The following is a 23521-nucleotide window of genomic DNA, read 5'->3' on the forward strand; positions in this document are numbered from 1 at the left end:
GCCAGGCTGCCTTCCCGCGCCATGGGGTCATTTCGCTGGCACGGGTCTTGTCCTTGAGCGGTCGAAAAACAAGCCAAGGAATCCTGCATATGGTCGAGATCTCGAAACGCGGTTCGTTCCACTGTTTCCGGTTGTTCGCATTGGGGATGGTCACCCTGGGTTCGCTGCTGGCGATGCCGGTCCGCGCAGGCGATGTCAACCTGTCGGGCCTGTCCACTGAGCCGAGCGTGCAACGCTTCATCGTCAAGATCCGCGATAGCGCCCCGGCGCAAATCACCAGTGGCCACCGCGGGGCGACGTCAACGCTGCGAAATCTGTTGCAATCGGTCACTGCGACGCTGCCATCCGGCAATCAAGCCAACGCGCTGGCCCTGACCGCCGTGCGACGCCTGGCGATTGGCCCGGAGGTGGTCAGGGCCAGCCGGCCGCTCGACCGCGCCGAAGCCGAGACGCTGATGCGCCGGCTGGCCGCGGATCCAAATGTCGAATATGTCGAGGTCGACCAGCGCATGACCATCGCGCTGACCCCTGACGACACGCGCCTGTCCGACCAGTGGGCCTTCGGCACCGGCACCGCCGGCATCAACATACGCCCGGCCTGGGACAAGGCGAGCGGGCGCGGGGTGGTGGTGGCGGTGCTCGATACCGGGATCACCCCCCCATCCCGACCTCGACGCCAACATCCTGCCCGGCTACGACTTCATCAGCGAGGCGGATCGCGCGCGCGATGGGGACGGTCGCGACAGCAACCCCGCCGACGAAGGCGACTGGACCGCCGCCGACGAGTGCTACAGCGGTTCCCGCGCGCTGGACTCGAGCTGGCATGGCACCCACGTCGCCGGCACCATCGCCGCGGTGACCAACAACGCCACCGGTGTGGCCGGCACCGCGTTCAACGCCAGGATCGTGCCGGTGCGCGTGCTTGGCAAGTGCGGCGGCTACACCTCCGACATTGCCGATGCCATCGTCTGGGCGTCCGGCGGCACCGTCAGCGACGTGCCGGACAACGCCAACCCGGCCGAAGTGATCAACATGTCGCTGGGCGGCAGCGGCAGCTGCTCGACGACCTACCAGGACGCGATCAACAGCGCGGTCGCTCGCGGTACAACCGTGGTGGTGTCGGCCGGCAACAATTCGACCGACGTCTCCAATGTCAGGCCCGGCAGTTGCGACAACGTGATCGCAGTGGCGGCCACCACCTCGTCGCGGGCCAAGGCCGGCTACTCGAACTACGGCGCCGGCATCGACATCTCCGCGCCGGGATCGGGGATCCTGTCCACCCTCAACGATGGCACCACCACCTTGGGCAATCCCAGCTACGCCTATTACTACGGGACTTCGATGGCAGCGCCGCATGTGGCCGGCGTGGTCGCGCTGATGCAATCGGTGGCGCCGACCGCGCTGACCCCGGCGCAGGTGGAAAGCATCATCAAGAACACCGCCGCCAGCTTCTCCTGCCCGGAGGGCTGTGGTGCTGGACTGCTCGACGCCGACGCGGCAGTGCTGGCTGCGGTGCGCGGCGGCAATTGAGCCACCTGGTGCCTGTGCAGCGCCGATCACGGTTGCGCTGTCCAGGCACCTCACCTGCGGGCTGCGCTGTCGCCGCCCGCAGGCCATGTCAGCCGCTTGCGGTCGAGGGCTGGCGCTTTGCGAAAATCGCATGCCAAGGCACGCAGAGTTGTGCGTTTCCGCGCATCGGTGCTGGCGGCATGTCGATCTGGCCACGGCAGTCCCCTTTTGTGATTTGCCGGTCCGAGGGATTTTCCCCGGACAGTCCGTGTCCATCCCGGTGCGGCCGCGTGTCCTGTCGGCCAACACGTCTGTCTGTATCCGATGTCTCTCTTTCTTGTCGATACGTCGTGCGGGAGCCAAAAAATCGCCCTGGATTTGCCAAGTTTGGCGTCTAAATATGCTGCAATGCAGCAAAAACGAGGTATGTATCTCTTTATTACATCGAAACTCGTAGCAGTTCCTCGTTTTGTACAACGGATTTCCGTCACACCCTGCTCCATACGCGCTTGTACTGAGCTAGCGTCGATGAATGGTCGGCAACACGCCATCCGACCGGGCTCGCAACGCACGCCAGGTTCAGGTTTCGACCGGACCGGTGCGGCGCGGAACACCGCCATCAGGCGGCTACTCAACCGAAAGGAAGTCCGAATGTCCGAAATGTCGCATCGTGGGTCGCGCCAGCGTCCGTGGCTGGTCGTGCTGGGCGCCTCCGCTCTCACCTCGCTGCTGTTGGCCACCCCAGCCTTCGCCGGTGACGTGAACCTCTCCGGCCTGTCTTCCGAGCCGACCGTACAGCGCTTCATCGTCAAGACCCGCGATGCCGCGCCGGTCAGCATCTCCAGCGCGTCCGCCGCCGCTGCGGCGCCCTCGGCGGCGCTGCGCGCGACGCTGCAGTCGGCCGCCGCCGCGCTGCCGGCCAAGAACGGCCGTGCGCTCGGCCTGACCAGCCTGCGCCGCCTGGCGGTTGGGCCGGAAGTGGTCAAGGCCAGCCGTCCGCTGGACCGCGCCGAGGCCGAGACGCTGATGCGGCAGATCGCCGCCGATCCGAACGTCGAGTACGTCGAGGTCGACCAGCGCATGACCATCGCGCTGACCCCGAACGATCCGCGCCTGGGCGACCAGTGGGCCTTCGGCACCACCAACGCCGGCATCAACGTGCGCTCGGCCTGGGACAAGGCCACTGGCGACGGCGTGGTCGTGGCGGTGATCGACACCGGCATCACCAGCCACCCCGATCTCAACGCCAACGTCCTGCAAGGCTACGACTTCATTAGCGATGCGGATGCCGCACGCGACGGCGACGGCCGCGACAGCAACCCGGCCGACGAAGGCGACTGGGCCGCCGCCGGCGAGTGCTATTCCGGCTCGCCTGCCTCCAATTCCAGCTGGCACGGCACCCACGTGGCCGGCACCATCGCCGCGGTCACCAACAACGGCACCGGCGTGGCCGGCACCGCGTTCAAGGCCAAGATCCTGCCGGTGCGCGTGCTCGGCAAGTGCGGCGGCTACACCTCCGACATCGCCGATGCGATCACCTGGGCCTCCGGCGGCACCGTCAGCGGCGTACCGGCCAACCAGAACCCGGCCGAAGTGATCAACATGTCGCTGGGCGGCAGCGGCACCTGCTCGACCACCTACCAGAACGCCATCAACGGCGCGGTCGGTCGCGGCACCACGGTGGTGGTGGCGGCGGGCAACAGCTCGACCAACGTGTCCAGCTCGGTGCCGGCCAACTGCAACAACGTGATCGCGGTGGCGGCCACCACCTCGTCGCGGGCCAAGGCCAGCTACTCGAACTACGGCGCGGGCATCGACATCTCCGCACCGGGCTCGAGCATCCTGTCCACGCTCAACGACGGCACCACCACCCCGGGCAACCCGAGCTACGCCTCCTACAACGGCACCTCGATGGCGACCCCGCACGTGGCCGGTGTGGTCGCGCTGATGCAGTCGGTGGCGCCGACCGCGCTGACCCCGGCGCAGGTGGAAAGCACCATCAAGAACACCGCGGCCAGCTTCTCCTGCTCGCAGGGCTGCGGCGCCGGCCTGCTCGACGCCAACGCCGCGGTCACCGCGGCCCAGAGCGGCGGCAGCAGCGGCGGTGGCGGTGGTGGCGGCAGCAGCAACGAGCTGCAGGACGGCGTGGCGGTCACCAACCTCAGTGCCAACACCGGTTCCTCGCTGAACTACACGGTCAAGGTGCCGTCCGGTGCCAGCAGCCTGGTGGTGAACATCTCCGGCGGCAGCGGCGATGCCGACCTGTACGTGCGCTTCGGCAGCGCGCCGACCGATTCGGCCTACGACTGCCGTCCGTACCGCAACGGCAACACCGAGTCCTGCACCTTCAACTCGCCGCAGGCCGGCACCTACTACGTGCGGGTCAAGGCGTACAGCACGTTCTCCGGTCTCAGCCTGAAGGCCGACTACTGAGGCACTCCGTCGCGGCGGCCGCTTGACGGCCGCCGCGCACCTCCCGGTGCCAGATCGCAGTGGTCGGCCAGGATGATGCCGATGCTGCCACTCTCGGTCGCCCCGCGCTTCGGCGCGGGGCTTTTTTATGGGTGAACGGCGCGCGCTGTCGCGTGGCGCGGCATGGCGCTATGCCCTGTGTCGGTCATCGCTGCGGGCGTCGTGTGGACCCGCTCGTGGCACGGCGGCGTGGATCCCGGTGCCCGCCAGTGCCGCGGCGCAGGCGCGGTGGGGCGCGGCGATCGGCAGGATCGCGCTCTACGCCACCCGCGCCGACGCCGCCATCACTCGCACAGATCGCAGGCACGCGCCTGCAGCGCGTCGAGCACCTGCGCGGCCTCCATCTCCAGCAGCAGGCCGCGCTGCCCGGCGTTGAACCACACGCTGCCAGCCCCCAATGCCGATTGCTCGATCAGCACCGGCGCCGGTCGCTGCTGGCCCAGCGGGCTGATGCCGCCGACCTTGTAGCCGGTGCGGCGCTCGGCCTCGGCGGCCTCCATCATCCGCGCCGCCTTGCCGCCCGCGGCGGCGGCCAGTTTCTTCAACTGCACGCGTCGGTCGGACGGGACCACCACGCAGACCGCGCGCGTATCGACCCAGGCCATCAGGCTCTTCAGTACCCGCTCCGGCGGCAGGCCCAGCGCCTGCGCGGCCTGCAGGCCCTTGGCGCCGGCTTCGGCTTCGTAGTCGTAGGGATGCAGCCGGTAGGCGATGCCGGCCGCATCCAGCGCCTTGGTCGCGCGCGTGGCCTTGGACATCGCGGTCGCTCAGGCGGCCTCGAAGCGGTTCGCCGCCACGTTCTTGCGCACCTTCTGCGGGTCCCAGATGCGCCCGTTCATGGCGATGTAGACGCCGGCCGGCAACGACTGCACCGCGCCGACCGCGCAGCCGATGTTGAACTCGGCATCGGAACCGCGGAAGCGCGCCGGGTTCAGCGCGCCGGTCATCACGATGGTCTTGCCCTCGATCGCCTGCAGCACCTTGCCGGTCTGCACCATCGAGTCGGTGCCGTGGGTGATCAGCACATGCCGCGCGGACTGCGCGGCGATGGTGGCGCGGATCAGTTCGCGGTCTTCGTCGGTGATGTGCAGCGAATCCTTGCGGATGATCGGGATCACGGTGAAGCGGAAGGTCACGCCCAGTTCCTTGAGGATCTGGCCGATCTGCGGGTCGCCGATCTGGTAGTCGGACTTGTCGTCGAAGTAGATCTTGTCGATCGTGCCGCCGGTGGTGACGATCAGGAGTTCTTCCATTGCCGTTCCTAGAAGCATGTCGGGACGCGGCCGTGGCCGCGCAGGCCGTCCATGATACCGGGCGCGGCGGGGCGGCCGCTCAGTCGCGCCCGTCCGCGCCGCGGCGACGGGCGAAACGCGCGCGGATGCCCGGCGCGCTGGATAGGCCTACCACCAGCAGCGCCAGCAGCAGTTCGGCCCAGCCGTAGCCGCGCTGCGGCGGGTGGCTCCAGGCGGTCATCACCCCGTGGCTGAACCACAGCAGCGCGCCGACCCCGCTCCAGAACCGCGCCAGCGCCGAGCCGCGCAACACGCCCACGGCGAGCAGCAGCGGCGGCAGCGCGAACACCAGCAGGGCGGCCAGGCGGTGGCGATCGTCGTGGAACCAGGCCGCGAACAGCGCCGCCAGCGCCAGCAGCGTCGTCCCCAGCGCCACCTGCAGGCGCCCGCCGCTCATGGCGCCGCCAGTCGCTGCGCGATCTCGGCCAGGCGCCGGCCGAGCGCACGCGCCAGCTGTGCTTCTTCCTCGCTGGGTTGCGGATCGTCGTCGGCGCCGGCGACGTGGCTGGCGCCGTACGGCGTGCCGCCGCTGCGGGTGCTGCTGAGCAGCGGTTCGGTGTAGGGAATGCCGACGATCAGGCAGCCGTGGTGCAGCAGCGGCAGGTGCATCGACAGCAGGGTGGCTTCCTGGCCGCCGTGCAGCGACGCGGTCGAGGTGAACACCGCCGCCGGCTTGCCGGCCAGCGTGCCGCTGGCCCAGTCGGCGCCGAGCCCGTCGATGAAGTGCTTGACCGGCGCGGCCATGTTGCCGAAGCGGGTCGGGCTGCCCAGTGCCAGGCCCACGCATTCGCGCAGGTCGCTGGCATCCACGTACGGCGCGCCGCTGTCGGGCACCGGCGGTGCGCTGGTCTGGGTGACCGCGGCCACCGGCGGCACGGTGCGCAGGCGCGCGGCCATGCCCGGCACCTCGCCGACGCCGCGCGCGATCTGCCGCGCCAGGCGCGCCACCGAGCCGCCGCGGCTGTAGTACAGGACCAGAATCTCGGCCATGCGGCCCTCTCGTGGATCGGAACGGCCGCCAGTATCGACGATGCCGGCGTCCATGCGCATCGGGTACCCTTGCCCGATGCAGCCGCTGGACACCGTCAATCTCTGGGCCGATCGCCTGCGCGACCGCGCGCGCATGCGCAGCTTCGCCGGTTTCCTATGGCGGCGCTTCATCGACGACCGGTTGTTCCAGGCCGCGGCCTCGCTGGCCTACACCACCATCTTCGCGCTGGTGCCGCTGGCGGTGGTGGTGTTCGGAGTGCTGTCGGCGTTCCCGGTGTTCGACAAGTGGAGCGACCAGCTCAGCGACTACATCTTCTCCAACTTCGTGCCGGCCGCGGCGCGCTCGGTGGAGTCCTACCTGCGGCAGTTCTCGGCCAGCGCCGGGCAACTGACCACCGCCGGCGTGATCGCGCTGGTGGTCTCGCTGCTGATCACCCTCAACAGCGTCGAGCAGACCTTCAACCAGATCTGGCGGGTGGTCTCGGCACGGCCGCAGCTGACCCGCTTCCTGGTGTACTGGACGGTGCTGACCCTCGGTGCGCTGCTGGCCGCGGCGTCGCTGGCGGTGTCGGCGCGGTTCTTCGCGCTGCCGCTGTTCAAGACCAGCGAGGGCCGGCTGCTGGCGCAGGTGGTGCTGAGCGTGGCGCCGGTGCTGATCGAGTTCGTGTGCATCACCCTGGTGTACCGGGTGGTGCCGCACCACACGGTCAAGCTGCGCCACGCGGTGCCGGGCGCGCTGCTGGCGGTGCTGCTGCTGGAACTGGTGAAGTGGGGGTTGAGCCTTTACCTGGGCAGCTTCCAGTCGTACCAGCGCATCTACGGCACGGTCGCGTTCGTGCCGATCTTCCTGCTGTGGATCTACCTGAGCTGGATCGCGATCCTGCTCGGCGCCTCGGTGTCCTCCTCGATCGCCGCCTTCCGCTACCAGCCGGCCTCGATGCGCCTGCCAGCCGGCTACGAGATCTATGGCCTGCTGCGCCTGCTCGGGCGTTTCGCGCAGGCGCGCAAGCAGGGCAGTGGCCTGCAGGAGGACCAGATCCTGCAGCTGGAGCCGATGCTGACCGACTCGCTGATGCAGCAACTGCTGTGCGAACTGGAACGCATCCGCCTGCTCCGCCGTACCGAGCAGGGCGACTGGCTGCTGGCCCGCGACCTGAGCGACCTGCCGGTGGCCGAGCTGTACGAGAATTGCCAGTTGCGCATCCCTGTCGTCGAGACCTATCTGCCGTGCCGCGACGACGCCCTGGGCCAGGCGGCGTGCCGCGCGCTGGACGAACTGCGCCTGCCGTTGCGCGACGTGCTCAAGCGTCGCGTCGGCGACCTCTACACCGAGATCGGAGACCTTGCATGACCGCCATGCGCCTGTTGTTCCCGCTGTTCGCCGCCGCCGCCCTGCTGGCGGGGTGCGACCGCCAGCCCACGCCCAAGCCGGCCGACGGCGCCGCGACCACTGCACCATCCTCCGCGCCGAAGGCGCCGTCCGCCCCTGCCGCGCCGGAGGCGCCCGCCGCACCGGCGGCCGGACCGTCGGTGGTGCAGGAGACCCGCCCCGAGCCGACCCTGAAGATGAAGGCGGTGGACGGCCGCGAGTACGACCTGGCCGCGCACCGGGGGCAGTGGGTGGTGGTGAATTTCTGGGCGACGTGGTGCGCGCCATGCCTGAAGGAGATGCCGGAGCTGTCGGCGCTGCACGTGATGCGCGACAACATCGAGGTGGTGGGCCTGGCCTACGAGGACATCGAGCCGGCGGAGATGCAGGCCTTCCTGAAGCAGCATCCGGTGGCCTACCCGATCGTCATCGTCGACACCTACGCGCCGCCGGCCGATTTCGCCACCCCGCGCGGTCTGCCGATGACCTACCTGATCGCGCCCGACGGCAAGGTCGCCAAGCAGTTCCTGGGGCCGGTCACCGCCCACGACATCGAAACCGCGATCGCCGCCGCCGGCGGTCCGGCGCCGGGGCAGGGCAAGGGGAAGGCGGCGGGGTGAGGGTGTCGGTGGCCTGGGTGGCGCGGCCGCCGCCCGGGATTGGGGATTCGGGATTGGGGATTGGAAGGCGCGCTTCCGTGCGTGCGGAAGCGCCATCAGGGCGCCGTCCGCGGCGCCGTCGAATCGCTGTAGGAGCGGCTTCAGCCGCGACCTGGATAGCTGACCCGTGGTGGCGCTGCGGCTGGGCCCGCATCTCCCTCCCTCCGATGCGCCGGAAGCGAAGGGTCTTCTTTGTGGGAGGGACTTCAGTCCCGACGCCTTTGCGATGAGAGGCTTGGACGGCTTCGCCCGTCGCGGCTGAAGCCGCTCCTACAAGAGCAGGCGCCTGCTTTGCATTCCTGGAGCCGCGATCCAGGGTAGGAGCGGCTTCAGCCGCGACCTGTTCCCACCGAAGCGGCTAACCGCGCGTGCTCAGGAATCTGCTGTCGCACGACGACCGCACGCCGCACGCTTCACCCAATCCCGACGCCCTAATCCCCACTCCCGACGTCATACGACGGAATCGGCTGCAGCAGCCCGAACTTTTCCTTGTGCAGCTTGTGCTTCAGCGGCGGCAGGTCCAGGTCTGGTTCGTGCAGGCGGGTTTCCGGCAACTGGTCGAGCAGGTGCCGGATCAGGGTCAGGCGGCCACGCTTCTGGTCGTTGAAATCGACCAGGGTCCACGGCGCGTAGTCGCGGTGGGTGGCTTCCAGCATCGCCTCGCGCGCGCGGGTGTAGTCGGCGTACTGGCTGCGCGATTTAAGGTCCACCGGCGACAGCTTCCAGCCCTTCAGCGGGTCGTGCAGGCGCTCGGCGAAGCGCTTTTCCTGCTGCGCCTGGTCCACGCACAGCCAGTACTTGAACAGGCGGATGCCGTCGTCCACCAGCAGCCGCTCGAACAGCGGCGTCTGGCGCAGGAAGGCGTGGTATTCGGCATCGCTGCAGTAGCCCATGACCCGCTCCACGCCGGCACGGTTGTACCAGCTGCGGTCCATCAGCACGATCTCGCCGGCGGCCGGCAGGTGCGCGATGTGGCGCTGGAAATACCACTGCGTGGCCTCGCGGTCGGTCGGCTTGGGCAGGGCGACCACGCGGCACTGGCGCGGGTTCAGGTGTTCGGCGATGGCCTGGATCGCGCCGCCCTTGCCGGCGGTGTCGCGGCCTTCGAACAGCACCAGCACGCGCTCGCCGCTGTGCTGCACCGCCTGCGCCATCGCGGTCAGCTCCAGTTGCAGCGGTTGCATCAGGGCCTTGTACTGCTTGCGCTTGAGGTGACTCATTTGCTGCTCCGCTTGCGGGTACCGGTACCTGCCATGCTGCGCGCCACTTCCAGCAGCGCGCCCTGCTGGCGGGTGTCGAGGGCGCGGTAGGCCTGCAGTAGATCGTGTTCGCCGCGGGTGCGTGCCGGGTCCAACTGGCTGGCCAGTTCGCCGAGCAGCGCACCGGCGGGCACGCCGAAGGTGCGTGCCAGGGCGGTGAGCTGGGCGCGTCCGGGCAGCTTCTCGCCGGCCATCCAGGCCTTGACCGTGGCCGCGCCGGCGCGCGGAATGGCCGCGGCGATGTCCGCGGCGCTCATGCCGCTGGCCTTGGCCAGCAGGCGCAACGTGGTGTCCAGGGGCATGCGGGAGTCCAGGTCATTCCTTCAGCCGCGGGCGCAGCGTGGCCAGATTGCAGGGACGGGTGCGGGCATCCAGTTGCGCGGCAATGATCCGCTCCCAGGCGGTGCGGCAGGCCGAGGTGGAGCCGGGCAGGCAGAACAGGAAGGTGCCATTGGCCAGGCCGGCGAAGGCGCGCGACTGCAGCGAGGAGGTGCCGATCTCCTCGACGCTGATCGCACGGAACAGCTCGCCGAATCCGGGCATCTCCTTGTCCAGCAGCGGCAGCAGCGCCTCGGGTGTGGAATCGCGGCCGGTGAAGCCGGTGCCGCCGGTGACCAGGATGCCGTCCACCTGCGGGTCGGCGATCCAGGCCGAGACCGTGGCGCGCATCCGGTAGCGATCGTCCGGCAACAGCGCCCGCGCATGCAGGCGATGACCGACGCCCTGGAGGGCGGCGACCAGATAGTCGCCGGAGCTGTCCTGGTCGAGGGTGCGCGTGTCCGAGACAGTCAGCACGCACAGGTTCAAGGCGATGAAGTCGGCGTCGGCGCTCATGCCGGCAGCCTAGCCGCTCGCCCGGCCGGCGTACAGCCTGGGCGCGCCGGCGCTTCAGCCGCGGATGCGCTGTGCCAGTTCCATCGAGCAGCGGCACGGACAGGATTGCCGACCGCCGAGGGGTGAATGCCTGAACGCGGCATTCGTGGGCGTGGTCCGCGGTGCGGGCGGGAAGCAACGCACACGCACGCTGCAGGCACGTGTCTGTCGACTCAGGCGTGGATGCGGACGGAGGGCACTTCGTCGCCTGGCAGGACCAGGGCACGTGGCCGGAAGCGGCTGACGCGCGCGGCGCGATCGGCGGCCAGCGGCAGGCGCTCGGGTTCGCGCTGCAGTGCGCGACGCTGCGCATCCGCGCTGTGCCACTCGGTGCATTCGAGCAAAGTGCGGCCGTCGTCGGACAGGTACAGATGCGCGGCGATCAACCCACGCAGCGCGTGCGGGCCATCCTGCAGCGCGGCGAAGGCGGCATCGGCGCGGTCCTGCGCCTGCGCCGCATCGCGTGTCGCGATGTGGGTGACCACCACGCAGGACGGCGCACGATGGGGGGCGGACACGCCGCTGCGGATGCGCTGGTAGCGACGCAGCGTCCGTCGCAGCGCCGGCAGGCGTGCACGCAGCAGTCCATGCAGTTCCGGCGCCGCGTCGTAGCAGCAGCGCGCGTACAGCAGGTCGGGGGCATCGCCCAGCGATTCCATCCAGGTCAGGGCCTGCAGGCGGTGGTCGCACAGGCCGCGCACGCAGTCGAACAACGCGGTCCTGTCGGAGACGGCGGCCTCGGCCAGCAGCATGCTGCGCGCGGGTGCGGGAGGAGGGGGCAGGGGAGTGGGGGACGACAGCGACATCGCGGGATCTGCACGGGGAGCGTGCGTGCAGTGTCGGACCTCAAGTTGACTTGAGGTCAAGCAGCGAGGCTGATCCGAGTGGAAGTGGACATGCATACCTTGCGTCTTGCGCTCGCCGCCGGCGCGATGTGTCGTGGCATTGCGCGCGCCAAGCGCCGAAGGATGCGATGTCAGGGGCCATCGGCGGTGCAGCGCATCCGCAAGCGATCGATCAGGCCGAGGCTCCGTCTTGCCAACCGTGGCGGGCCGCGGTGTCGCGCAGCAGCGCGGCGAAGTCCTCGGCGAAGCCCTGCATGTCGAACAGGCCGCTGTCCGCGCGCCGCGCGTGCAGTTGTTCGCGCAACGCCTGCAGCGCCGCGGGATCGCGCCCCAGGCGCACCGCGGTGGCGACGAATGCCGCGTCGTCGGCGGCATTCATCTCGTCCAGGCCGAGATGATGGTTGAGGCTGCCGGCCACGCGCGCGGCGAAGGTGCTGCCGGGGCAGGTCAACACCGGGCAGCCGGCCCACAAGGCATCGGAGGCGGTTGTGTGCGCGTTGTACGGATGCGTGTCCAGGAACAGGTCGGCGTGCCGATAGCGCGCCAGATAGTCCGGATGCGCCAGCTTGGGCATGAAGCGCAGGCGCGTCGCGTCCACGCCGGCCGCCGCAGCGGCCGCACGCAGCCGGTCATCGGCCTGGCCCGGGCCGGACAGCAGCCACAGCACGCTGTCGGGCACCTGCCGCAGCACCTCCAGCATCCGCGCCATGCTGCGCGGGCCGAGCTTGTAGCTGTTGTTGAAGCAGCAGAACACGGTGCCGCGCTCGGGCAGGCCGCAATCGCGACGCGTCGGCGGGGTGCCGACGACGCGGGTGTCGTCGGAGGGCTGAAACGCGCGGGGCAACCGCAGCACCCGCTCGCTGTAGTGCGCGTCCAGTGCCGGCGGCAGCGCGTAGGCGTCGCCGACCACGTAGTCGATCCATGGCGCGCCGGAGGTGCCGGGGTAGGCCAGCCAGTTCAATTGCACCGGTGCCGGGCGCAACGCCAGCACTTCCGGCGTGCCGCCGCCGCCCCAACCGCGCAGATCGAACAGCAGGTCGATGCCGGCGTCGCGGATCTGTTGCGCGGTCTGCCGATACGGCTGCCCGACGACCTCGTGCCACGCGTGTGCGGCCGACTGCAGGCGTGCACGCAGCGCGCTGCGGTCGTCGCCGTTGAGCGCGAACAGGTGCACCTGCAGGTCGGCATGCGCACGCAGGCGCTCGAACAGGGCGACGGTCAGCAGCCCGGTGGGATGCGCGCCGAAGCCGTTGGACAGGAAGCCGATGCGCAACGCGCCATCGCGGCGCACCTGCGCAGCCGGCAGCGGCGCGACGGTGCGCGCCAGCGCCTGGGCGCGGTTGCGCGCGCAGCGCAGTTGTTCGTCCGCGCCCGCGTCCTCGTTGAGGAAGGCGAACGGTTCGATCGCCGGATGCCCTTGCCGCACCGCGCTGCGCACCTGCTGCGACAGCGCGTCCAGCCCGCGCCAGTCGCACAGCTTGCGGCGCCAGTTCAGCAGGTAGGCGGCGATCGACGGTTCCTGCGGCAGCAGGGCGTGCGCATGTGCGTAGGCCTGCGCCGCGGCTTCGGCCTCGCCGCTGTCCTCCAGCGCGTGGCCCAGCCACACCGCGATGCCCGGGTGCTGCGGCGCTTGCTGCAGCGCTTCGCGCAACGCGTGCGCGGCCTCGGCATGGCGGCCCTGGGTCCAGCGCACCCGGCCCAGCCGCGCCAGCGCCTCCGGATGACCGGGACGCAACTGCATCGCGCGCACGGCGGCCTGTTCGCCGGCCGTCACCGCGCCAGCGCCGAGTTCGGCGTCGGCGAGCATCACCCAGGCCAGGAAATCCTGCGGATCGCGCCGCACCGCGGCCTGCAGTTGCAGGCGTTCGTCGGCGCTGCCGTTCATGCCGCCGTGGCGGCCGCGACCGATCGCGGACGGCGCATGCTCACCGCACCAGCGCCTTGACGTAGTGCTGCGCGCTCAGCTCCTGCTGCCAGCCGCAGGCGCGGTACAAGGCCTGCGCGGCGAGATTGTCCTGCGCCGTCTCCAGCACGATACGCGCCGCCCCATCGTCTGCGGCGTGGCGTTCGGCGGCATGCAGCAGCGCCTGCGCCACGCCGTGGCGGCGGTGCACGGGTGCCACGTACAGATCGTTGAGGATCCACAGCCGTGCCGCCCGCACCGAGGAGAAGGACGGATACAACTGCACGAAGCCGGCGGCCTGCGCATCGCGTTCGGCCAGCAGCACGACCGACTCGGCCCTGGCCAGGCGCGCGGCGAGGAAGGCGTGCGCAGTCGCCGCATCCGGCGCCTGCCCGTAGAACTGGCGGTAGGCATCGAACAGCGCCGCCAGCGCCGGCAGGTCGTGCGCATCGGCCTGGCGTACGCGCACGCTCATGGGCTGTCGCTCAGGCGCGCCAGTTCGTCGACCTGGTGCTCGTGGCTCAGGCGCCCGATCAGCGCATCCAGGTCGCCCTCGATCACGTTCGGCAGGTCGTACAGGGTCAGGCCCTCGACGCGGTGGTCGGTGATGCGGCCCTGCGGGAAGTTGTAGGTGCGGATGCGCTGGCTGCGATCGCCGCTGCCGACCTGCAGCTTGCGGTCCTGCGCCTCGGCCGCGGCCTGCTTGCTGCGCTCGGCCTCCAGCAGCTGCGCCTTGAGCCGCTTCAGCGCCTTGTCGCGGTTGGCGTGCTGGCTGCGCTCGGTCTGGCACTCCACCACCACGCCGCTGGGCACGTGGGTGATGCGGATCGCCGACTCGGTCTTGTTGACGTGCTGGCCGCCGGCGCCGGAGGAGCGGAAGGTGTCGATCTTCAGGTCGGCCGGGTTGATCGCGATCTCCTCCACGTCGTCGGCCTCCGGGATGATCGCCACCGTCGCCGCCGAGGTGTGGATGCGGCCCTGCGACTCGGTCGCCGGCACGCGCTGCACGCGGTGCGTGCCGGATTCGAACTTCAGCTTGGAGTAGGCGCCGCGGCCGACGATGCGCGCCACGACTTCCTTGTAGCCGCCGTGCTCGCCGGGGCTGTCCGATTCCACTTCCACCTTCCAGCCCTGGCGCTCGGCATAGCGCGCGTACATGCGGAACAGGTCGCCGGCGAAGATCGCCGCCTCGTCGCCGCCGGTGCCGGCACGCACTTCCAGGAACAGGTTGCCGTCGTCGCGCGGATCGCGCGGCACCAGCAGCAGCGCCAGTTCCGCGTCCAGCTCGGCCAGGCGCGCCTGCGCGGCGGTGATTTCCTCCTCGGCCAGCTCGCGCAGTTCCGGATCGGCGCGCATCGCCTCGGCCGAGGCCAGGTCGGCCTTGGCCGCGGCCTCGGCGGCCAGCGCGGCGGCGACCGGCTCCAGTTGTGCGAACTCGCGCGAGTAATCGCGGAAGCGCGTGTTGTCGCTCACCACCTCGGGGTCGGACAGCAGGCGTTCGAGTTCTTCGCGACGCTCGGCCAGCGCCTCCAGCTTACGGCGCAGGGTCGGTGTCATCGGTCTTCAGGATCGGGTGGAAATAGCCCGGCTTCTCCGGGAACAGGCGCTCGGCGGCGCGCGCCAGCTCGGCGTCGCCGCGCAGCGCCGCCTCGCGCAGCGCCGCGGTGGGCGGATGCAGCAGGCGGTTGGTCAGGGTGTTGGCGAGGAACTCCAGTACCTCGTCGGCCGGCTTGCCGTGCGCCAGTTGCTGCCGCGCCTTGGCCAGCACGTCGTCGCGGGTGCTATCGCCGTGCGCGCGCAGGCGCTTGAGCGGCGCCTGGCGGGTGCTGGCCTGCAGCGCCTCCATGTAGCGCACCACCTGCAGGTCGATGATCGCCTCGGCCGCCTCGGCGGCCTCGCGGCGGCCGCGGCGGTTGTCCTCGACCGCGCGCTCCAGGTCGTCGACGGTGTACAGGTAGGCGTCGGCCAGGTCGGCCACGCCGGCCTCGATGTCGCGCGGCACCGCCAGGTCGAACAGCAGCATCGGCTTGTGCTTGCGCGCGCGCAGCGCCTGTTCGACCTGCGCCCGCGTCACCACCGGCTCGCGCGCGGCGGTGGCCGAGAACACCACGTCGGCTTCGTGCAGGTGGCGCTCCAGCTCGCTCAGCGGCAGCGCCACGCCGCCGTGGCGGCTGGCCAGCTCCTGTGCGTGGGCGAGGGTGCGGTTGGCGATCAGCAGGCGCCGCACGCGGCCCTCGCTGAGATGCTTGGCGGCCAGCTCGATGGTCTCGCCGGCGCCGACCAGCAGCACGGTCGATTCGCTGAGCCGGGCGAAGGAGCTTTGCGCCAAGCGCACCGCGGTGGAGGCGACCGAGACCGGATTGGCGCCGACCCGGGTGTCGGTGCGCGCGCGCTTGGCCACCGAAAAGGTCTGCTGGAACAGCCGGTCCAGGCGGCTGCCCATCGCCCCGTGCTCGCGCGCCAACGACCAGGCGTCCTTCACCTGGCCGAGGATCTGCGGCTCGCCCAGCACCATCGAGTCCAGCCCGGTAGCGACCCGGAACAGGTGCCGCACCGCGTCCGCGTCCTGGTGCTGGTACAGATAGCCGTGCAGGCCGGCGGCATGCGAATCCAGCCAATCGGCCAGGTGCTGCGCATCGCCGGCGATGGCGTACAGCTCGGTGCGGTTGCAGGTGGACAGCAATGCCGCCTCGGCGACGTCGGGCAGCGCGCGCAGCGATTGCAGCGCGCGCGGCAATGCGTCGCCGGCGAATGCCACCCGTTCGCGCAGGTCGACCGGCGCGGTCTGGTGGTTCAATCCGAGCACCCACAACGTCATCTGTTCAGTTGCTTGCGATAAGCTGCTGGCCATTCAGGGCCCCATTTTACGGCCCGGCCGCTTCCGATGCCCGCACTGATTCGCATCCGTACCTTTCTGCTGCTGTCCGCAATCGCCGCCGTGGCCGCACCGGCCGCGGCCAAGGCGCCGAGTCCCGCCCAGGACGTGATGACCCCGGTGCTGGCCGGCGAGTTCGCCCTGCAGGCCGGGCAGCTGGCCGACGCCTCGCGCTGGTACCTGCAGGCCGCCAACGACAGCCCCGGCGACGCCGGCCTGGCCGAACGCGCCACCCGCATCGCCATGCTCGCCAACGACAGCGCCGCTGCCACCCAGGCCCTGGCGCTGTGGCGGCAGCGCGCGCCCGAGTCGCTGGCCATGCGCAGCGCCGAGGCCTCGCTGGCCCTGCGCAGCGGCAACCTGCGCCAGGCGCGCAGCCTGCTGGTGGCCCTGCTGCGCGACAAGGACCCGCGCGGCTGGCGTTTCGCGCTGATCGCCCTGGTCAGCGGCAACCGCGATCCGGAGGTGGCGGCCAAGGCCCTGGATCAGTTGCTCGACGCCAATGCCATCCCCGACCAGCTCGAGGCCTGGCAGGAGTTCGGGCGCCTGGCGCTGCGCCTGGACCAGCCCAGGCTGGCCGAGCGCATCGTCGACCAACTGGTCAAGCGCTTCCCGCAGGAGCCGCGGGTGGCGCTGCTGCATGCCACGCAGTTGCAGCAGGCGGGCAAGACCGAGCAGGCGCGTGCGCTGCTGCAGGGCGTGGAGCCCAAGGTGGAGGGCGACCCGGAACTGCGCACCGCGCTGGCCTATGCCTACGATGCCATCGGCGACACCGCTGCCGCAGCGCGGGTGCTGGCGCTGGGGCCGCAGACCACCCAGAACTACGGCCTGCGCGCTTCGATGCTGGCCAAGCTGCAGGACAACGCCGCCCTGACCGCGCTGTATGACGAGCTGCGCAAGGGCGCCGACCGGCCCGATCCGGAGCGGCGCCTGCTGCTCGGCAAGATTGCCGAGTTCCTCAAGCGCAACCAGGAGGCGGTGGACTGGTACCGCGGCGTGCCGGGCGGCCCGCTGCGCAGCGAGGCGCGGCTGCGCGCCGCCGGCGCGTTGTACGCGCTCGGCCAGAAGGACGCGGCCTTTGCCGAGGCGCGTGCGCTGCAGGATGACGCCGAGGCCGACGATGCCGCGCGCCGCGACGCCTACGTGCTGGAGGCGGAACTGCGCCAGCGCAGCGGCGACGACGCCGGCGAGCTGCAGGTGTTCGAGCGTGGCCTGGCCGCGTACCCGGACGACAACGCGCTGCTGTACGCGCGCGGGCTGTCCTGGGAACGTCGCGACCGCATCGACCGCGCCGAGGCCGACCTGCGCAAGATCCTGGTCACCGAGCCGGAGAACGTGGCGGCGCTGAACGCGCTCGGCTACACCCTGGCCGACCGCACCAAGCGCTATCGCGAAGCGTTGCAGCTGATCGACCGTGCACGCACCGCCGATCCCGACAATGCCGCGATCATCGACAGCTATGGCTGGGTGCTGTACCGGCTCGGCAAGACCCAGGAAGCGCTGGTGCAACTGCGCCGCGCCTGGAGCCTGGTGAAGGATCCGGAGATCGCTGCGCACATCGGCCAGGTGCTGTGGGAGCAGGGCAAGCACGACGAGGCCAACAAGTACTTCGACGAGGCGCGCAAGCTCGATCCGGACAATCGCGCGCTGCGCCGCGCCCTGGAACAGGTGGCACCGTGAGGGCTGGTCTGCGCACCGCCTGGGCGCTGGTCGCCGGGCTGTCGCTGGCCGGTTGCAGCGCGGTGCCGACCCGCGCGCCGGCGCCGGTCGCCGTCGCTGCGCCCGATGCCGCCGCGCAACAGGCCGAGGCGGCGCGCGCGCAGTGGCTGCAGGGGCATCCGGACTGGTCGTTCCAGGGCCGGGTGGCGATCACCAAGGGGCGCAACGGCGGCAGCGGCCGCATCGACTGGACCCAGCGTCAGCGGCAGTACGAAGTGCAGCTCAGTGCGCCGGTGACCCGGCAGAGCTGGCGCCTGATCGGCGACAGCCACTCCGAGGCCGGGCGCCTGGAAGGGCTGGAAGGCGGGCCGCGCGACGGCGAGAACGCCGAGCAACTGCTGCTGGAGGCGACCGGCTGGGAGATCCCGGTCAACCTGCTGCCGGACTGGGTGCGCGGGCTGGTGGCGACCGACGCGCAGGCGCCGGAGCGGGTCGACTACGACGTGCAGGGCCGGCCGCACACGCTGCAGCAGATGGGCTGGGAGATCGAATTCCAGGACTGGTACCCGCCCAGCGACGGCCGTCCGGCGCTGCCGCGGCGCATCGAGGCGCGCAACGGCGATGCCAAGGTGCGCCTGCTGGTCGACGCCTGGACCGTGCCCGCGCCATGAGTGGAGCCGAGGACGGGGGCTGGTCGTCCTGGCCGGCCCCGGCGAAGCTGAACCTGTTCCTGCAGATCACCGGCCGCCGGCCGGACGGCTACCACCAGCTGCAGACCGTGTTCCGCCTGCTGGACTGGGGCGACACGGTGCATCTGCGGCCGCGCGCGGACGGCGTGGTGGCGCGGATCGGGCCCTCCGTCGCCGGCGTCGCCGAGGCCGACGACTTGCTGGTGCGTGCTGCGCGGTTATTGAAAAAAGCGGCGAACGTCGCGCAAGGTGTCGATATCCGCGTCGAAAAGCGCATTCCAGCAGGCGGCGGCTTCGGTGGCGGTTCGTCCGATGCGGCGACCGCGCTGGTGGCGCTGAACGCGCTGTGGCGCGCCGGGCTGGACGAGGATGCCCTGGCCGAACTCGGCCTGTCCCTGGGCGCGGACGTGCCGGTGTTCGTGCGTGGACGCGACGCCTGGGCCGAGGGCGTGGGCGAGCAACTGACCCCGATCGCCCTGCCGCCCGCCTGGTACGTGCTGGCCGATCCGGGCGTGCACGTACCCACCGCGGCGCTGTTCCAGTCCCCGGATTTGACGCGGGATGCTGCGCCCGCGAAAATAGCGGACTTCGTTTCAGGTTTCCTGCTCGGTAACGCGTTCGAGCCGGTCCTGCTTCGCCGCGAACCGGCCGTCCAGGCCACGTTCCGGGCGCTTGCGCAGATCGGCACGCCACGCCTGACCGGGTCGGGAAGCGGTTGTTTCGTCGAGTTCGCCGATCGCGCTGCCGCCGTGCGCGCGCTGGCGGACTTGCCGGACGGGATGCGCGCCTGGGTGGCAGGCGGCGTCCCGCGTTCGCCGCTGCTCGACGCGCTGGAGGCTTGACACAGGTTTACGCAGGGGCGTCGCCAAGAGGCCCAAGGCACCAGGTTTTGATCCTGGCATTCGTAGGTTCGAATCCTACCGCCCCTGCCATTTAGGTATGCAGATCCCTCTGCAAAAAGCCCGCACCTCCATGTGCGGGGATTCAATGGGAAAGGCATCGCTTCTCCTCGCGTTCCGATTCACCCTCTTTCCGTCGCCACACGCTCTTCGCAGCCACCCGAGAGACCCCTCATGCAAGACCAACGCAACCTGCTGGTGTTCTCCGGCAACGCCAACAAGCCCCTGGCCAAAAGCATCTGCCGCGAGTTGGGCGTGCGCCCGGGCAAGGCGATGGTCTCCAGCTTCTCCGATGGCGAAGTGCAGGTGGAGATCGAGGAGAACGTGCGTCGGCAGGAAGTGTTCGTGATCCAGCCGACCTGCGCGCCCAGCGCAGAGAACCTGATGGAGTTGCTGGTGATCATCGACGCGCTCAAGCGCGCCAGCGCCGCCAGCGTCACCGCGGTGGTGCCGTACTTCGGCTATTCGCGGCAGGACCGGCGCATGCGCTCCTCGCGCGTGCCGATCACCGCCAAGGTCGCGGCGAAGATGTTCAGCGCGGTCAACGCCGACCGCGTGCTGACCGTGGACCTGCACGCCGACCAGATCCAGGGCTTCTTCGATATCCCGGTCGACAACGTCTACGCCTCGCCGCTGCTGCTGGCCGACATCTGGCGCGCCTACGGCACCGACAACCTGATCGTGGTGTCGCCGGACGTGGGCGGCGTGGTGCGCGCCCGTGCGGTGGCCAAGCGCCTGGACGATGCGGACCTGGCGATCATCGACAAGCGCCGCCCGCGCGCCAACGTGTCCACGGTGATGAACATCATCGGCGACGTCGAGGGCAAGACCTGCGTGCTGGTCGACGACATCGTCGACACCGCCGGCACCCTGTGCGCCGCCGCGGCCGCGCTGAAGGAGCGCGGCGCCCTGAAGGTCGCCGCGTACTGCACGCATGCCGTGCTGTCCGGCCCGGCGGTGAGCAACATCACCAATTCGCAGCTGGACGAACTGGTGGTCACCGACACCATCCCGCTGTCGGAGGCCGCCCGCGCTTGCGGCAAGATCCGCCAGCTCAGCGTCGCCGAACTGCTGGCCGAAACCATCCGCCGCATCGCCTTCGGCGAGTCGGTGAGCTCGTTGTACGTGGATTGATCAAGAGCCGGGATTGGGGATTCGAAATTCGGGATTCGCAACAGCGCCGCTTCGGCCAATCCCCAATCCCGAATCTCCAATCCCGGCTTTCCAACGACTCTTCTGGTCGCGGAAGAGTCCTTCAAACCGCCGCGAGGCGGTTCATTCAACCAAGGTAGTAAACGCAAATGGCAACCACGCATGAAATCAAGGTGCAGCGCCGCGAAGTCGAGGGCAAGGGTGCGAGCCGCCGCCTCCGTCGCGACGGCCTGATCCCGGCGATCGTCTACGGTGGCGATCTGAAGCCGGTCAACATCCAGCTCGACCACAACGAAGTCTGGCTGGCCAGCCAGAACGACTGGTTCTATTCGTCCATCCTCAGCCTGAGTCTGAACGGCGACGTGCAGAAGGTGCTGCTGCGCGATATGCAGCGTCACCCGTTCAAGCAGCTGATCATGCACATCGACTTCCAGCGCGTGAACGACAACGAAGCCCTGCACGCCTCGGTGCCGCTGCACTTCATCAACGAGGACGTGTCCCCGGCCGGCAAGTCGGCCGAAGTGGTCGTCACCCACGAGCTGAACGAAATCCAGGTCGTGTGCCTGCCGAAGGACCTGCCGGAGTTCGTCGAAGTCGACCTGGCCGCGCTGTCGGTCGGCGACGTGATCCACCTGTCCGACCTGAAGCTGCCGGCCGGCGTCGAGCTGCCGGAACTGAAGCTGGGCAAGGAGCACGACGTGGCGGTGGTCATCGCCAAGCACGGCCGTGTCGAGGAAGAGCCGGAAGCCACCGACGCGGCGGCCGCCGCCGAGCCGGCCAAGAAGGACGGCAAGTAATCGCCTGCGCGGCGTCCGGGCCATCGGTCCGGACGCTGCGGCGATGCATTGCGCATGACTGGTCTGCGTCTGATCGTCGGCCTGGGCAACCCCGGCGCCGAACACGCGAACACCCGGCACAACGCCGGGTTTCGTTTTGTCGACGCGTTGGCCGAGCGGGCCGGCGCGCGCTGGAGCGTGGACGCCAAGCTGTTCGGCGAGACCGCCAGGGTCGAGGTCGCGGGGCAGTCGGTGTGGCTGCTGAAGCCGGCCACCTTCATGAACCTCAGCGGCAAGTCGGTGACGGCGGCCTTGCGCTTCTGGAAGATCGAACCGGCGCAGGCGCTGCTGGCGCACGACGAACTGGATCTGGCGCCGGGCACGGCGCGGCTCAAGTTCGACGGCGGCCACGGCGGCCAGAACGGACTGCGCGATACCATCCGCCTGCTCGGGCACGCGGGCTTCCACCGCCTGCGCATCGGCATCGGCCATCCCGGCCACAAGGACAAGGTGGTGCCGTGGGTGCTGGGGCGCGCCGGCAAGGACGACCAGTTGCTCATCGATCGCGCCATCGACGACGCCATCGACGTGCTGCCGCTGGCCGTGCAGGGCGACTTCAACGAGGCGATGAAGCGGTTGCATACGAGCAGGGATTCGTGATTGGGGATTGGGGATTCGTGGCCGCGCGGCTGGCGAATCCCCAATCCCGAATCCCAAATCCCGGATTACATACATGGGCATCAAATGCGGCATCGTCGGCCTGCCCAACGTCGGCAAGTCGACCCTGTTCAATGCGCTGACCAAGGCGGGCATCGCCGCGGCCAACTTTCCGTTCTGCACCATCGAGCCGAACGTGGGCGTGGTGCCGGTGCCGGATCCGCGCCTGAACGCGCTGGCGGCGATCATCAATCCGCAGAAGGTCGTGCCGACCGCGGTCGAGTTCGTCGACATCGCCGGCCTAGTCGCCGGTGCGGCCAGTGGTGAGGGCCTGGGCAACAAGTTCCTGGCGCACATCCGCGAGGTGGATGCGATCACCCACGTGGTCCGCTGCTTCGAGCATGGCGACATCATCCACGTGAACAACAAGGTCGACCCGGTCTCCGACATCGAGACCATCGACACAGAGCTGGCCTTGGCGGACCTGGACAGCGTGGAGAAGGCGCTCAATCGCGCCGAGCGTTCGGCCAAGGGTGGCGACAAGGACGCGGTGGCGCGCAAGCCGGTGCTGGCCAAGCTGCAGGCCGCGCTGGCCGAGGGCAAGGCCGGGCGCAACGCCGGGCTGGACGAGGAGGAGAAGGCGCTGGTGCGCGATCTGTTCCTGCTCACCCTCAAGCCGGTGATGTACATCGCCAACGTGCTGGAAGACGGTTTCGAGAACAATCCGCACCTGGACGCGGTGCGCGCGCACGCCGCGGCCGAGGGCGCCGAGGTGGTACCGGTGTCGGCGGCGATCGAGGAAGAACTGTCGCAGCTGGACGACGCCGACCGCGACGCGTTCCTGGCCGACCTGTGCCTGAGCGAGCCGGGCCTGAACCGGGTGATCCGCGCTGGCTACACCCTGCTGGGGCTGCAGACCTATTTCACCGCTGGGGTGAAGGAAGTGCGTGCCTGGACGGTCAAGGCCGGATCGACCGCGCCGCAGGCCGCGGCGGTGATCCACACCGACTTCGAGAAGGGCTTCATCCGCGCCGAAACCATCGCCTACGACGACTTCATCAAGTACAAGGGCGAGGCCGGTGCCAAGGAAGCCGGACGCCTGCGCCTGGAGGGCAAGGAGTACCGCGTGCAGGAAGGCGATATCCTGCATTTCCGCTTCAACGTCTGATGCGTGCGCGTGTCCTGGCCGGGTGCGCGCGAGCCACGACGATTTCCTGCGACATCGCGTCAAAATACTGTTGACAAGGCGAGGATGTCAGGGAAGAATAGCGGGCTGTTTCACCCCTCTCTGATTTCGGCTTCGCAGCCGGGTTCGAGTGGGTAAGTTGGAGGGATACCCAAGCGGCCAACGGGGGCAGACTGTAAATCTGCTGGCTTACGCCTTCGGTGGTTCGAATCCACCTCCCTCCACCAGTTATTTTGTTGTGGCAGTGCGGCATCCCGTAGCGGGAGTAGTTCAACGGTAGAACCTCAGCCTTCCAAGCTGATGGTGCGGGTTCGATTCCCGTCTCCCGCTCCATTGAACGCGCTTGTGTCACAATAGAACAACGCTCACGTAGCTCAGTCGGTAGAGCACCTCCTTGGTAAGGAGGAGGTCGAAGGTTCGATTCCTTTCGTGAGCACCATATTCAGTCGTCAAATCT

Annotated in this window: 22 protein-coding genes, 4 tRNA genes and 1 pseudogene; 15 read left to right on the forward strand and 12 right to left on the reverse strand. The window is 69.5% G+C overall.

What is annotated here, in order from left to right; genetic code table 11:
- Positions 1 to 146: 146 nt before the first annotated feature.
- Both AC1PLR_RS03975 and AC1PLR_RS03980 read left to right on the forward strand, forming a co-directional pair.
- Positions 147 to 1524 (forward strand): annotated as a pseudogene (locus tag AC1PLR_RS03975) (S8 family peptidase); the annotation flags it as partial.
- A 645-nt stretch (positions 1525 to 2169) separates the two neighbouring features.
- On the forward strand, positions 2170 to 3942 hold the full coding sequence (locus AC1PLR_RS03980) for a S8 family peptidase (protein ID WP_481103524.1): 1773 nt from the start codon (positions 2170 to 2172) through the stop codon (positions 3940 to 3942).
- 323 nt (positions 3943 to 4265) lie between these two features.
- On the opposite strand, the gene ybaK is transcribed toward AC1PLR_RS03980, so the two are convergent.
- The 4 genes from ybaK to wrbA form a co-directional block, all read right to left on the reverse strand.
- Positions 4266 to 4739 (reverse strand): Cys-tRNA(Pro) deacylase, encoded by a 474-nt coding sequence (gene ybaK / locus AC1PLR_RS03985; RefSeq protein ID WP_420008987.1) that lies wholly within the window; start codon positions 4737 to 4739, stop codon positions 4266 to 4268.
- Between the two features lie 9 nt (positions 4740 to 4748).
- The gene (locus tag AC1PLR_RS03990; protein ID WP_017909075.1) at positions 4749 to 5234 is read right to left on the reverse strand and encodes an asparaginase domain-containing protein; all 486 of its coding nucleotides are present in this window, start codon (positions 5232 to 5234) and stop codon (positions 4749 to 4751) included.
- 79 nt (positions 5235 to 5313) lie between these two features.
- Positions 5314 to 5670 carry a DUF2069 domain-containing protein gene (locus AC1PLR_RS03995; RefSeq protein WP_481102759.1) on the reverse strand — a complete coding sequence of 119 codons (357 nt, stop codon included), beginning with the start codon at positions 5668 to 5670 and terminating at the stop codon, positions 5314 to 5316.
- Positions 5667 to 6263 (reverse strand): NAD(P)H:quinone oxidoreductase, encoded by a 597-nt coding sequence (gene wrbA, locus AC1PLR_RS04000; protein ID WP_017909078.1) that lies wholly within the window; start codon positions 6261 to 6263, stop codon positions 5667 to 5669. Before wrbA ends, AC1PLR_RS03995 begins: the two co-directional genes overlap by 4 nt.
- A 76-nt stretch (positions 6264 to 6339) precedes the next feature.
- Here wrbA and AC1PLR_RS04005 point away from each other — a divergent pair, with 76 nt between their 5' ends.
- Positions 6340 to 7614 (forward strand): YihY family inner membrane protein, encoded by a 1275-nt coding sequence (locus tag AC1PLR_RS04005; protein WP_010341248.1) that lies wholly within the window; start codon positions 6340 to 6342, stop codon positions 7612 to 7614.
- The gene (locus AC1PLR_RS04010; protein WP_481102760.1) at positions 7611 to 8252 is read left to right on the forward strand and encodes a TlpA family protein disulfide reductase; all 642 of its coding nucleotides are present in this window, start codon (positions 7611 to 7613) and stop codon (positions 8250 to 8252) included. Before AC1PLR_RS04005 ends, AC1PLR_RS04010 begins: the two co-directional genes overlap by 4 nt.
- Positions 8253 to 8722: 470 nt before the next feature.
- On the opposite strand, the gene ppk2 is transcribed toward AC1PLR_RS04010, so the two are convergent.
- The 8 genes from ppk2 to hemA all read right to left on the reverse strand — a co-directional run bounded on the left by ppk2 (position 8723) and on the right by hemA (position 15989).
- Positions 8723 to 9511, reverse strand: a complete 789-nt coding sequence (gene ppk2, locus AC1PLR_RS04015; protein ID WP_481102761.1) for a polyphosphate kinase 2 — start codon at positions 9509 to 9511, stop codon at positions 8723 to 8725.
- Positions 9508 to 9852: a helix-turn-helix domain-containing protein gene (locus AC1PLR_RS04020; protein ID WP_017911650.1), complete on the reverse strand. Its 345-nt coding sequence runs from the start codon at positions 9850 to 9852 to the stop codon at positions 9508 to 9510. Before AC1PLR_RS04020 ends, ppk2 begins: the two co-directional genes overlap by 4 nt.
- Positions 9853 to 9865: 13 nt before the next feature.
- Complete coding sequence (moaB, locus tag AC1PLR_RS04025; protein ID WP_481102762.1) at positions 9866 to 10384, reverse strand: molybdenum cofactor biosynthesis protein B; 519 nt, start codon at positions 10382 to 10384, stop codon at positions 9866 to 9868.
- A gap of 212 nt (positions 10385 to 10596) precedes the next feature.
- The gene (locus AC1PLR_RS04030) at positions 10597 to 11229 is read right to left on the reverse strand and encodes a hypothetical protein (RefSeq protein ID WP_481102763.1); all 633 of its coding nucleotides are present in this window, start codon (positions 11227 to 11229) and stop codon (positions 10597 to 10599) included.
- Positions 11230 to 11440: 211 nt separating this feature from the next.
- The gene (locus AC1PLR_RS04035; protein WP_481102764.1) at positions 11441 to 13153 is read right to left on the reverse strand and encodes an O-linked N-acetylglucosamine transferase, SPINDLY family protein; all 1713 of its coding nucleotides are present in this window, start codon (positions 13151 to 13153) and stop codon (positions 11441 to 11443) included.
- Between the two features lie 40 nt (positions 13154 to 13193).
- Positions 13194 to 13646 (reverse strand): N-acetyltransferase family protein, encoded by a 453-nt coding sequence (locus AC1PLR_RS04040; RefSeq protein ID WP_481102765.1) that lies wholly within the window; start codon positions 13644 to 13646, stop codon positions 13194 to 13196.
- A complete protein-coding gene (gene prfA, locus AC1PLR_RS04045; RefSeq protein WP_017908874.1) occupies positions 13643 to 14728 on the reverse strand; it encodes a peptide chain release factor 1 in 1086 nt (361 codons plus the stop codon). The genes AC1PLR_RS04040 and prfA overlap by 4 nt, the downstream gene beginning before the upstream one ends.
- Positions 14706 to 15989, reverse strand: coding sequence for a glutamyl-tRNA reductase (gene hemA, locus AC1PLR_RS04050; RefSeq protein ID WP_160959199.1), 1284 nt, complete (start codon positions 15987 to 15989; stop codon positions 14706 to 14708). Before hemA ends, prfA begins: the two co-directional genes overlap by 23 nt.
- Before the next feature lie 66 nt (positions 15990 to 16055).
- On the opposite strand from hemA, the gene AC1PLR_RS04055 reads away from it, so the two are divergent.
- The 11 genes from AC1PLR_RS04055 to AC1PLR_RS04105 all read left to right on the forward strand — a co-directional run bounded on the left by AC1PLR_RS04055 (position 16056) and on the right by AC1PLR_RS04105 (position 23503).
- A complete protein-coding gene (locus tag AC1PLR_RS04055) occupies positions 16056 to 17726 on the forward strand; it encodes a tetratricopeptide repeat protein (RefSeq protein ID WP_481102766.1) in 1671 nt (556 codons plus the stop codon).
- Entirely contained in the window at positions 17723 to 18376 is a 654-nt protein-coding gene (lolB, locus tag AC1PLR_RS04060; RefSeq protein ID WP_481102767.1) for a lipoprotein insertase outer membrane protein LolB, read from the forward strand. The genes AC1PLR_RS04055 and lolB overlap by 4 nt, the downstream gene beginning before the upstream one ends.
- Positions 18373 to 19236 carry a 4-(cytidine 5'-diphospho)-2-C-methyl-D-erythritol kinase gene (ispE, locus tag AC1PLR_RS04065; RefSeq protein ID WP_481102768.1) on the forward strand — a complete coding sequence of 288 codons (864 nt, stop codon included), beginning with the start codon at positions 18373 to 18375 and terminating at the stop codon, positions 19234 to 19236. The genes lolB and ispE overlap by 4 nt, the downstream gene beginning before the upstream one ends.
- A 13-nt stretch (positions 19237 to 19249) precedes the next feature.
- A tRNA-Gln gene (locus AC1PLR_RS04070) sits at positions 19250 to 19326 on the forward strand.
- A 141-nt stretch (positions 19327 to 19467) separates the two neighbouring features.
- Entirely contained in the window at positions 19468 to 20427 is a 960-nt protein-coding gene (locus AC1PLR_RS04075; protein ID WP_010341263.1) for a ribose-phosphate diphosphokinase, read from the forward strand.
- Positions 20428 to 20594: 167 nt separating this feature from the next.
- Complete coding sequence (locus tag AC1PLR_RS04080) at positions 20595 to 21242, forward strand: 50S ribosomal protein L25/general stress protein Ctc (RefSeq protein WP_017907366.1); 648 nt, start codon at positions 20595 to 20597, stop codon at positions 21240 to 21242.
- Positions 21243 to 21296: 54 nt separating this feature from the next.
- The gene (pth, locus tag AC1PLR_RS04085) at positions 21297 to 21881 is read left to right on the forward strand and encodes an aminoacyl-tRNA hydrolase (RefSeq protein WP_481102769.1); all 585 of its coding nucleotides are present in this window, start codon (positions 21297 to 21299) and stop codon (positions 21879 to 21881) included.
- A gap of 73 nt (positions 21882 to 21954) precedes the next feature.
- Positions 21955 to 23046, forward strand: a complete 1092-nt coding sequence (ychF, locus tag AC1PLR_RS04090) for a redox-regulated ATPase YchF (RefSeq protein ID WP_481102770.1) — start codon at positions 21955 to 21957, stop codon at positions 23044 to 23046.
- Positions 23047 to 23205: 159 nt separating this feature from the next.
- Positions 23206 to 23291: transfer RNA gene (locus AC1PLR_RS04095), tRNA-Tyr, on the forward strand.
- A gap of 32 nt (positions 23292 to 23323) precedes the next feature.
- Positions 23324 to 23397: transfer RNA gene (locus AC1PLR_RS04100), tRNA-Gly, on the forward strand.
- Positions 23398 to 23427: 30 nt separating this feature from the next.
- A tRNA-Thr gene (locus AC1PLR_RS04105) sits at positions 23428 to 23503 on the forward strand.
- Positions 23504 to 23521: the final 18 nt, after the last annotated feature.

The sequence above is a fragment of the Xanthomonas sp. NCPPB 3570 genome, from assembly GCF_056725115.1.

What these genes read in the sequence shown, in the direction of transcription:
- AC1PLR_RS03980 (WP_481103524.1), top strand. Translation starts at nt 2,170, where the DNA reads ATGTCGCATCGTGGGTCGCGCCAGCGTCCGTGGCTGGTCGTGCTGGGC.
- ybaK (WP_420008987.1), bottom strand. Translation starts at nt 4,739, where the DNA reads ATGTCCAAGGCCACGCGCGCGACCAAGGCGCTGGATGCGGCCGGCATC.
- AC1PLR_RS03990 (WP_017909075.1), bottom strand. Translation starts at nt 5,234, where the DNA reads ATGGAAGAACTCCTGATCGTCACCACCGGCGGCACGATCGACAAGATC.
- AC1PLR_RS03995 (WP_481102759.1), bottom strand. Translation starts at nt 5,670, where the DNA reads ATGAGCGGCGGGCGCCTGCAGGTGGCGCTGGGGACGACGCTGCTGGCG.
- wrbA (WP_017909078.1), bottom strand. Translation starts at nt 6,263, where the DNA reads ATGGCCGAGATTCTGGTCCTGTACTACAGCCGCGGCGGCTCGGTGGCG.
- AC1PLR_RS04005 (WP_010341248.1), top strand. Translation starts at nt 6,340, where the DNA reads ATGCAGCCGCTGGACACCGTCAATCTCTGGGCCGATCGCCTGCGCGAC.
- AC1PLR_RS04010 (WP_481102760.1), top strand. Translation starts at nt 7,611, where the DNA reads ATGACCGCCATGCGCCTGTTGTTCCCGCTGTTCGCCGCCGCCGCCCTG.
- ppk2 (WP_481102761.1), bottom strand. Translation starts at nt 9,511, where the DNA reads ATGAGTCACCTCAAGCGCAAGCAGTACAAGGCCCTGATGCAACCGCTG.
- AC1PLR_RS04020 (WP_017911650.1), bottom strand. Translation starts at nt 9,852, where the DNA reads ATGCCCCTGGACACCACGTTGCGCCTGCTGGCCAAGGCCAGCGGCATG.
- moaB (WP_481102762.1), bottom strand. Translation starts at nt 10,384, where the DNA reads ATGAGCGCCGACGCCGACTTCATCGCCTTGAACCTGTGCGTGCTGACT.
- AC1PLR_RS04030 (WP_481102763.1), bottom strand. Translation starts at nt 11,229, where the DNA reads ATGTCGCTGTCGTCCCCCACTCCCCTGCCCCCTCCTCCCGCACCCGCG.
- AC1PLR_RS04035 (WP_481102764.1), bottom strand. Translation starts at nt 13,153, where the DNA reads ATGAACGGCAGCGCCGACGAACGCCTGCAACTGCAGGCCGCGGTGCGG.
- AC1PLR_RS04040 (WP_481102765.1), bottom strand. Translation starts at nt 13,646, where the DNA reads ATGAGCGTGCGCGTACGCCAGGCCGATGCGCACGACCTGCCGGCGCTG.
- prfA (WP_017908874.1), bottom strand. Translation starts at nt 14,728, where the DNA reads ATGACACCGACCCTGCGCCGTAAGCTGGAGGCGCTGGCCGAGCGTCGC.
- hemA (WP_160959199.1), bottom strand. Translation starts at nt 15,989, where the DNA reads ATGACGTTGTGGGTGCTCGGATTGAACCACCAGACCGCGCCGGTCGAC.
- AC1PLR_RS04055 (WP_481102766.1), top strand. Translation starts at nt 16,056, where the DNA reads ATGCCCGCACTGATTCGCATCCGTACCTTTCTGCTGCTGTCCGCAATC.
- ispE (WP_481102768.1), top strand. Translation starts at nt 18,373, where the DNA reads ATGAGTGGAGCCGAGGACGGGGGCTGGTCGTCCTGGCCGGCCCCGGCG.
- AC1PLR_RS04075 (WP_010341263.1), top strand. Translation starts at nt 19,468, where the DNA reads ATGCAAGACCAACGCAACCTGCTGGTGTTCTCCGGCAACGCCAACAAG.
- AC1PLR_RS04080 (WP_017907366.1), top strand. Translation starts at nt 20,595, where the DNA reads ATGGCAACCACGCATGAAATCAAGGTGCAGCGCCGCGAAGTCGAGGGC.
- pth (WP_481102769.1), top strand. Translation starts at nt 21,297, where the DNA reads ATGACTGGTCTGCGTCTGATCGTCGGCCTGGGCAACCCCGGCGCCGAA.
- ychF (WP_481102770.1), top strand. Translation starts at nt 21,955, where the DNA reads ATGGGCATCAAATGCGGCATCGTCGGCCTGCCCAACGTCGGCAAGTCG.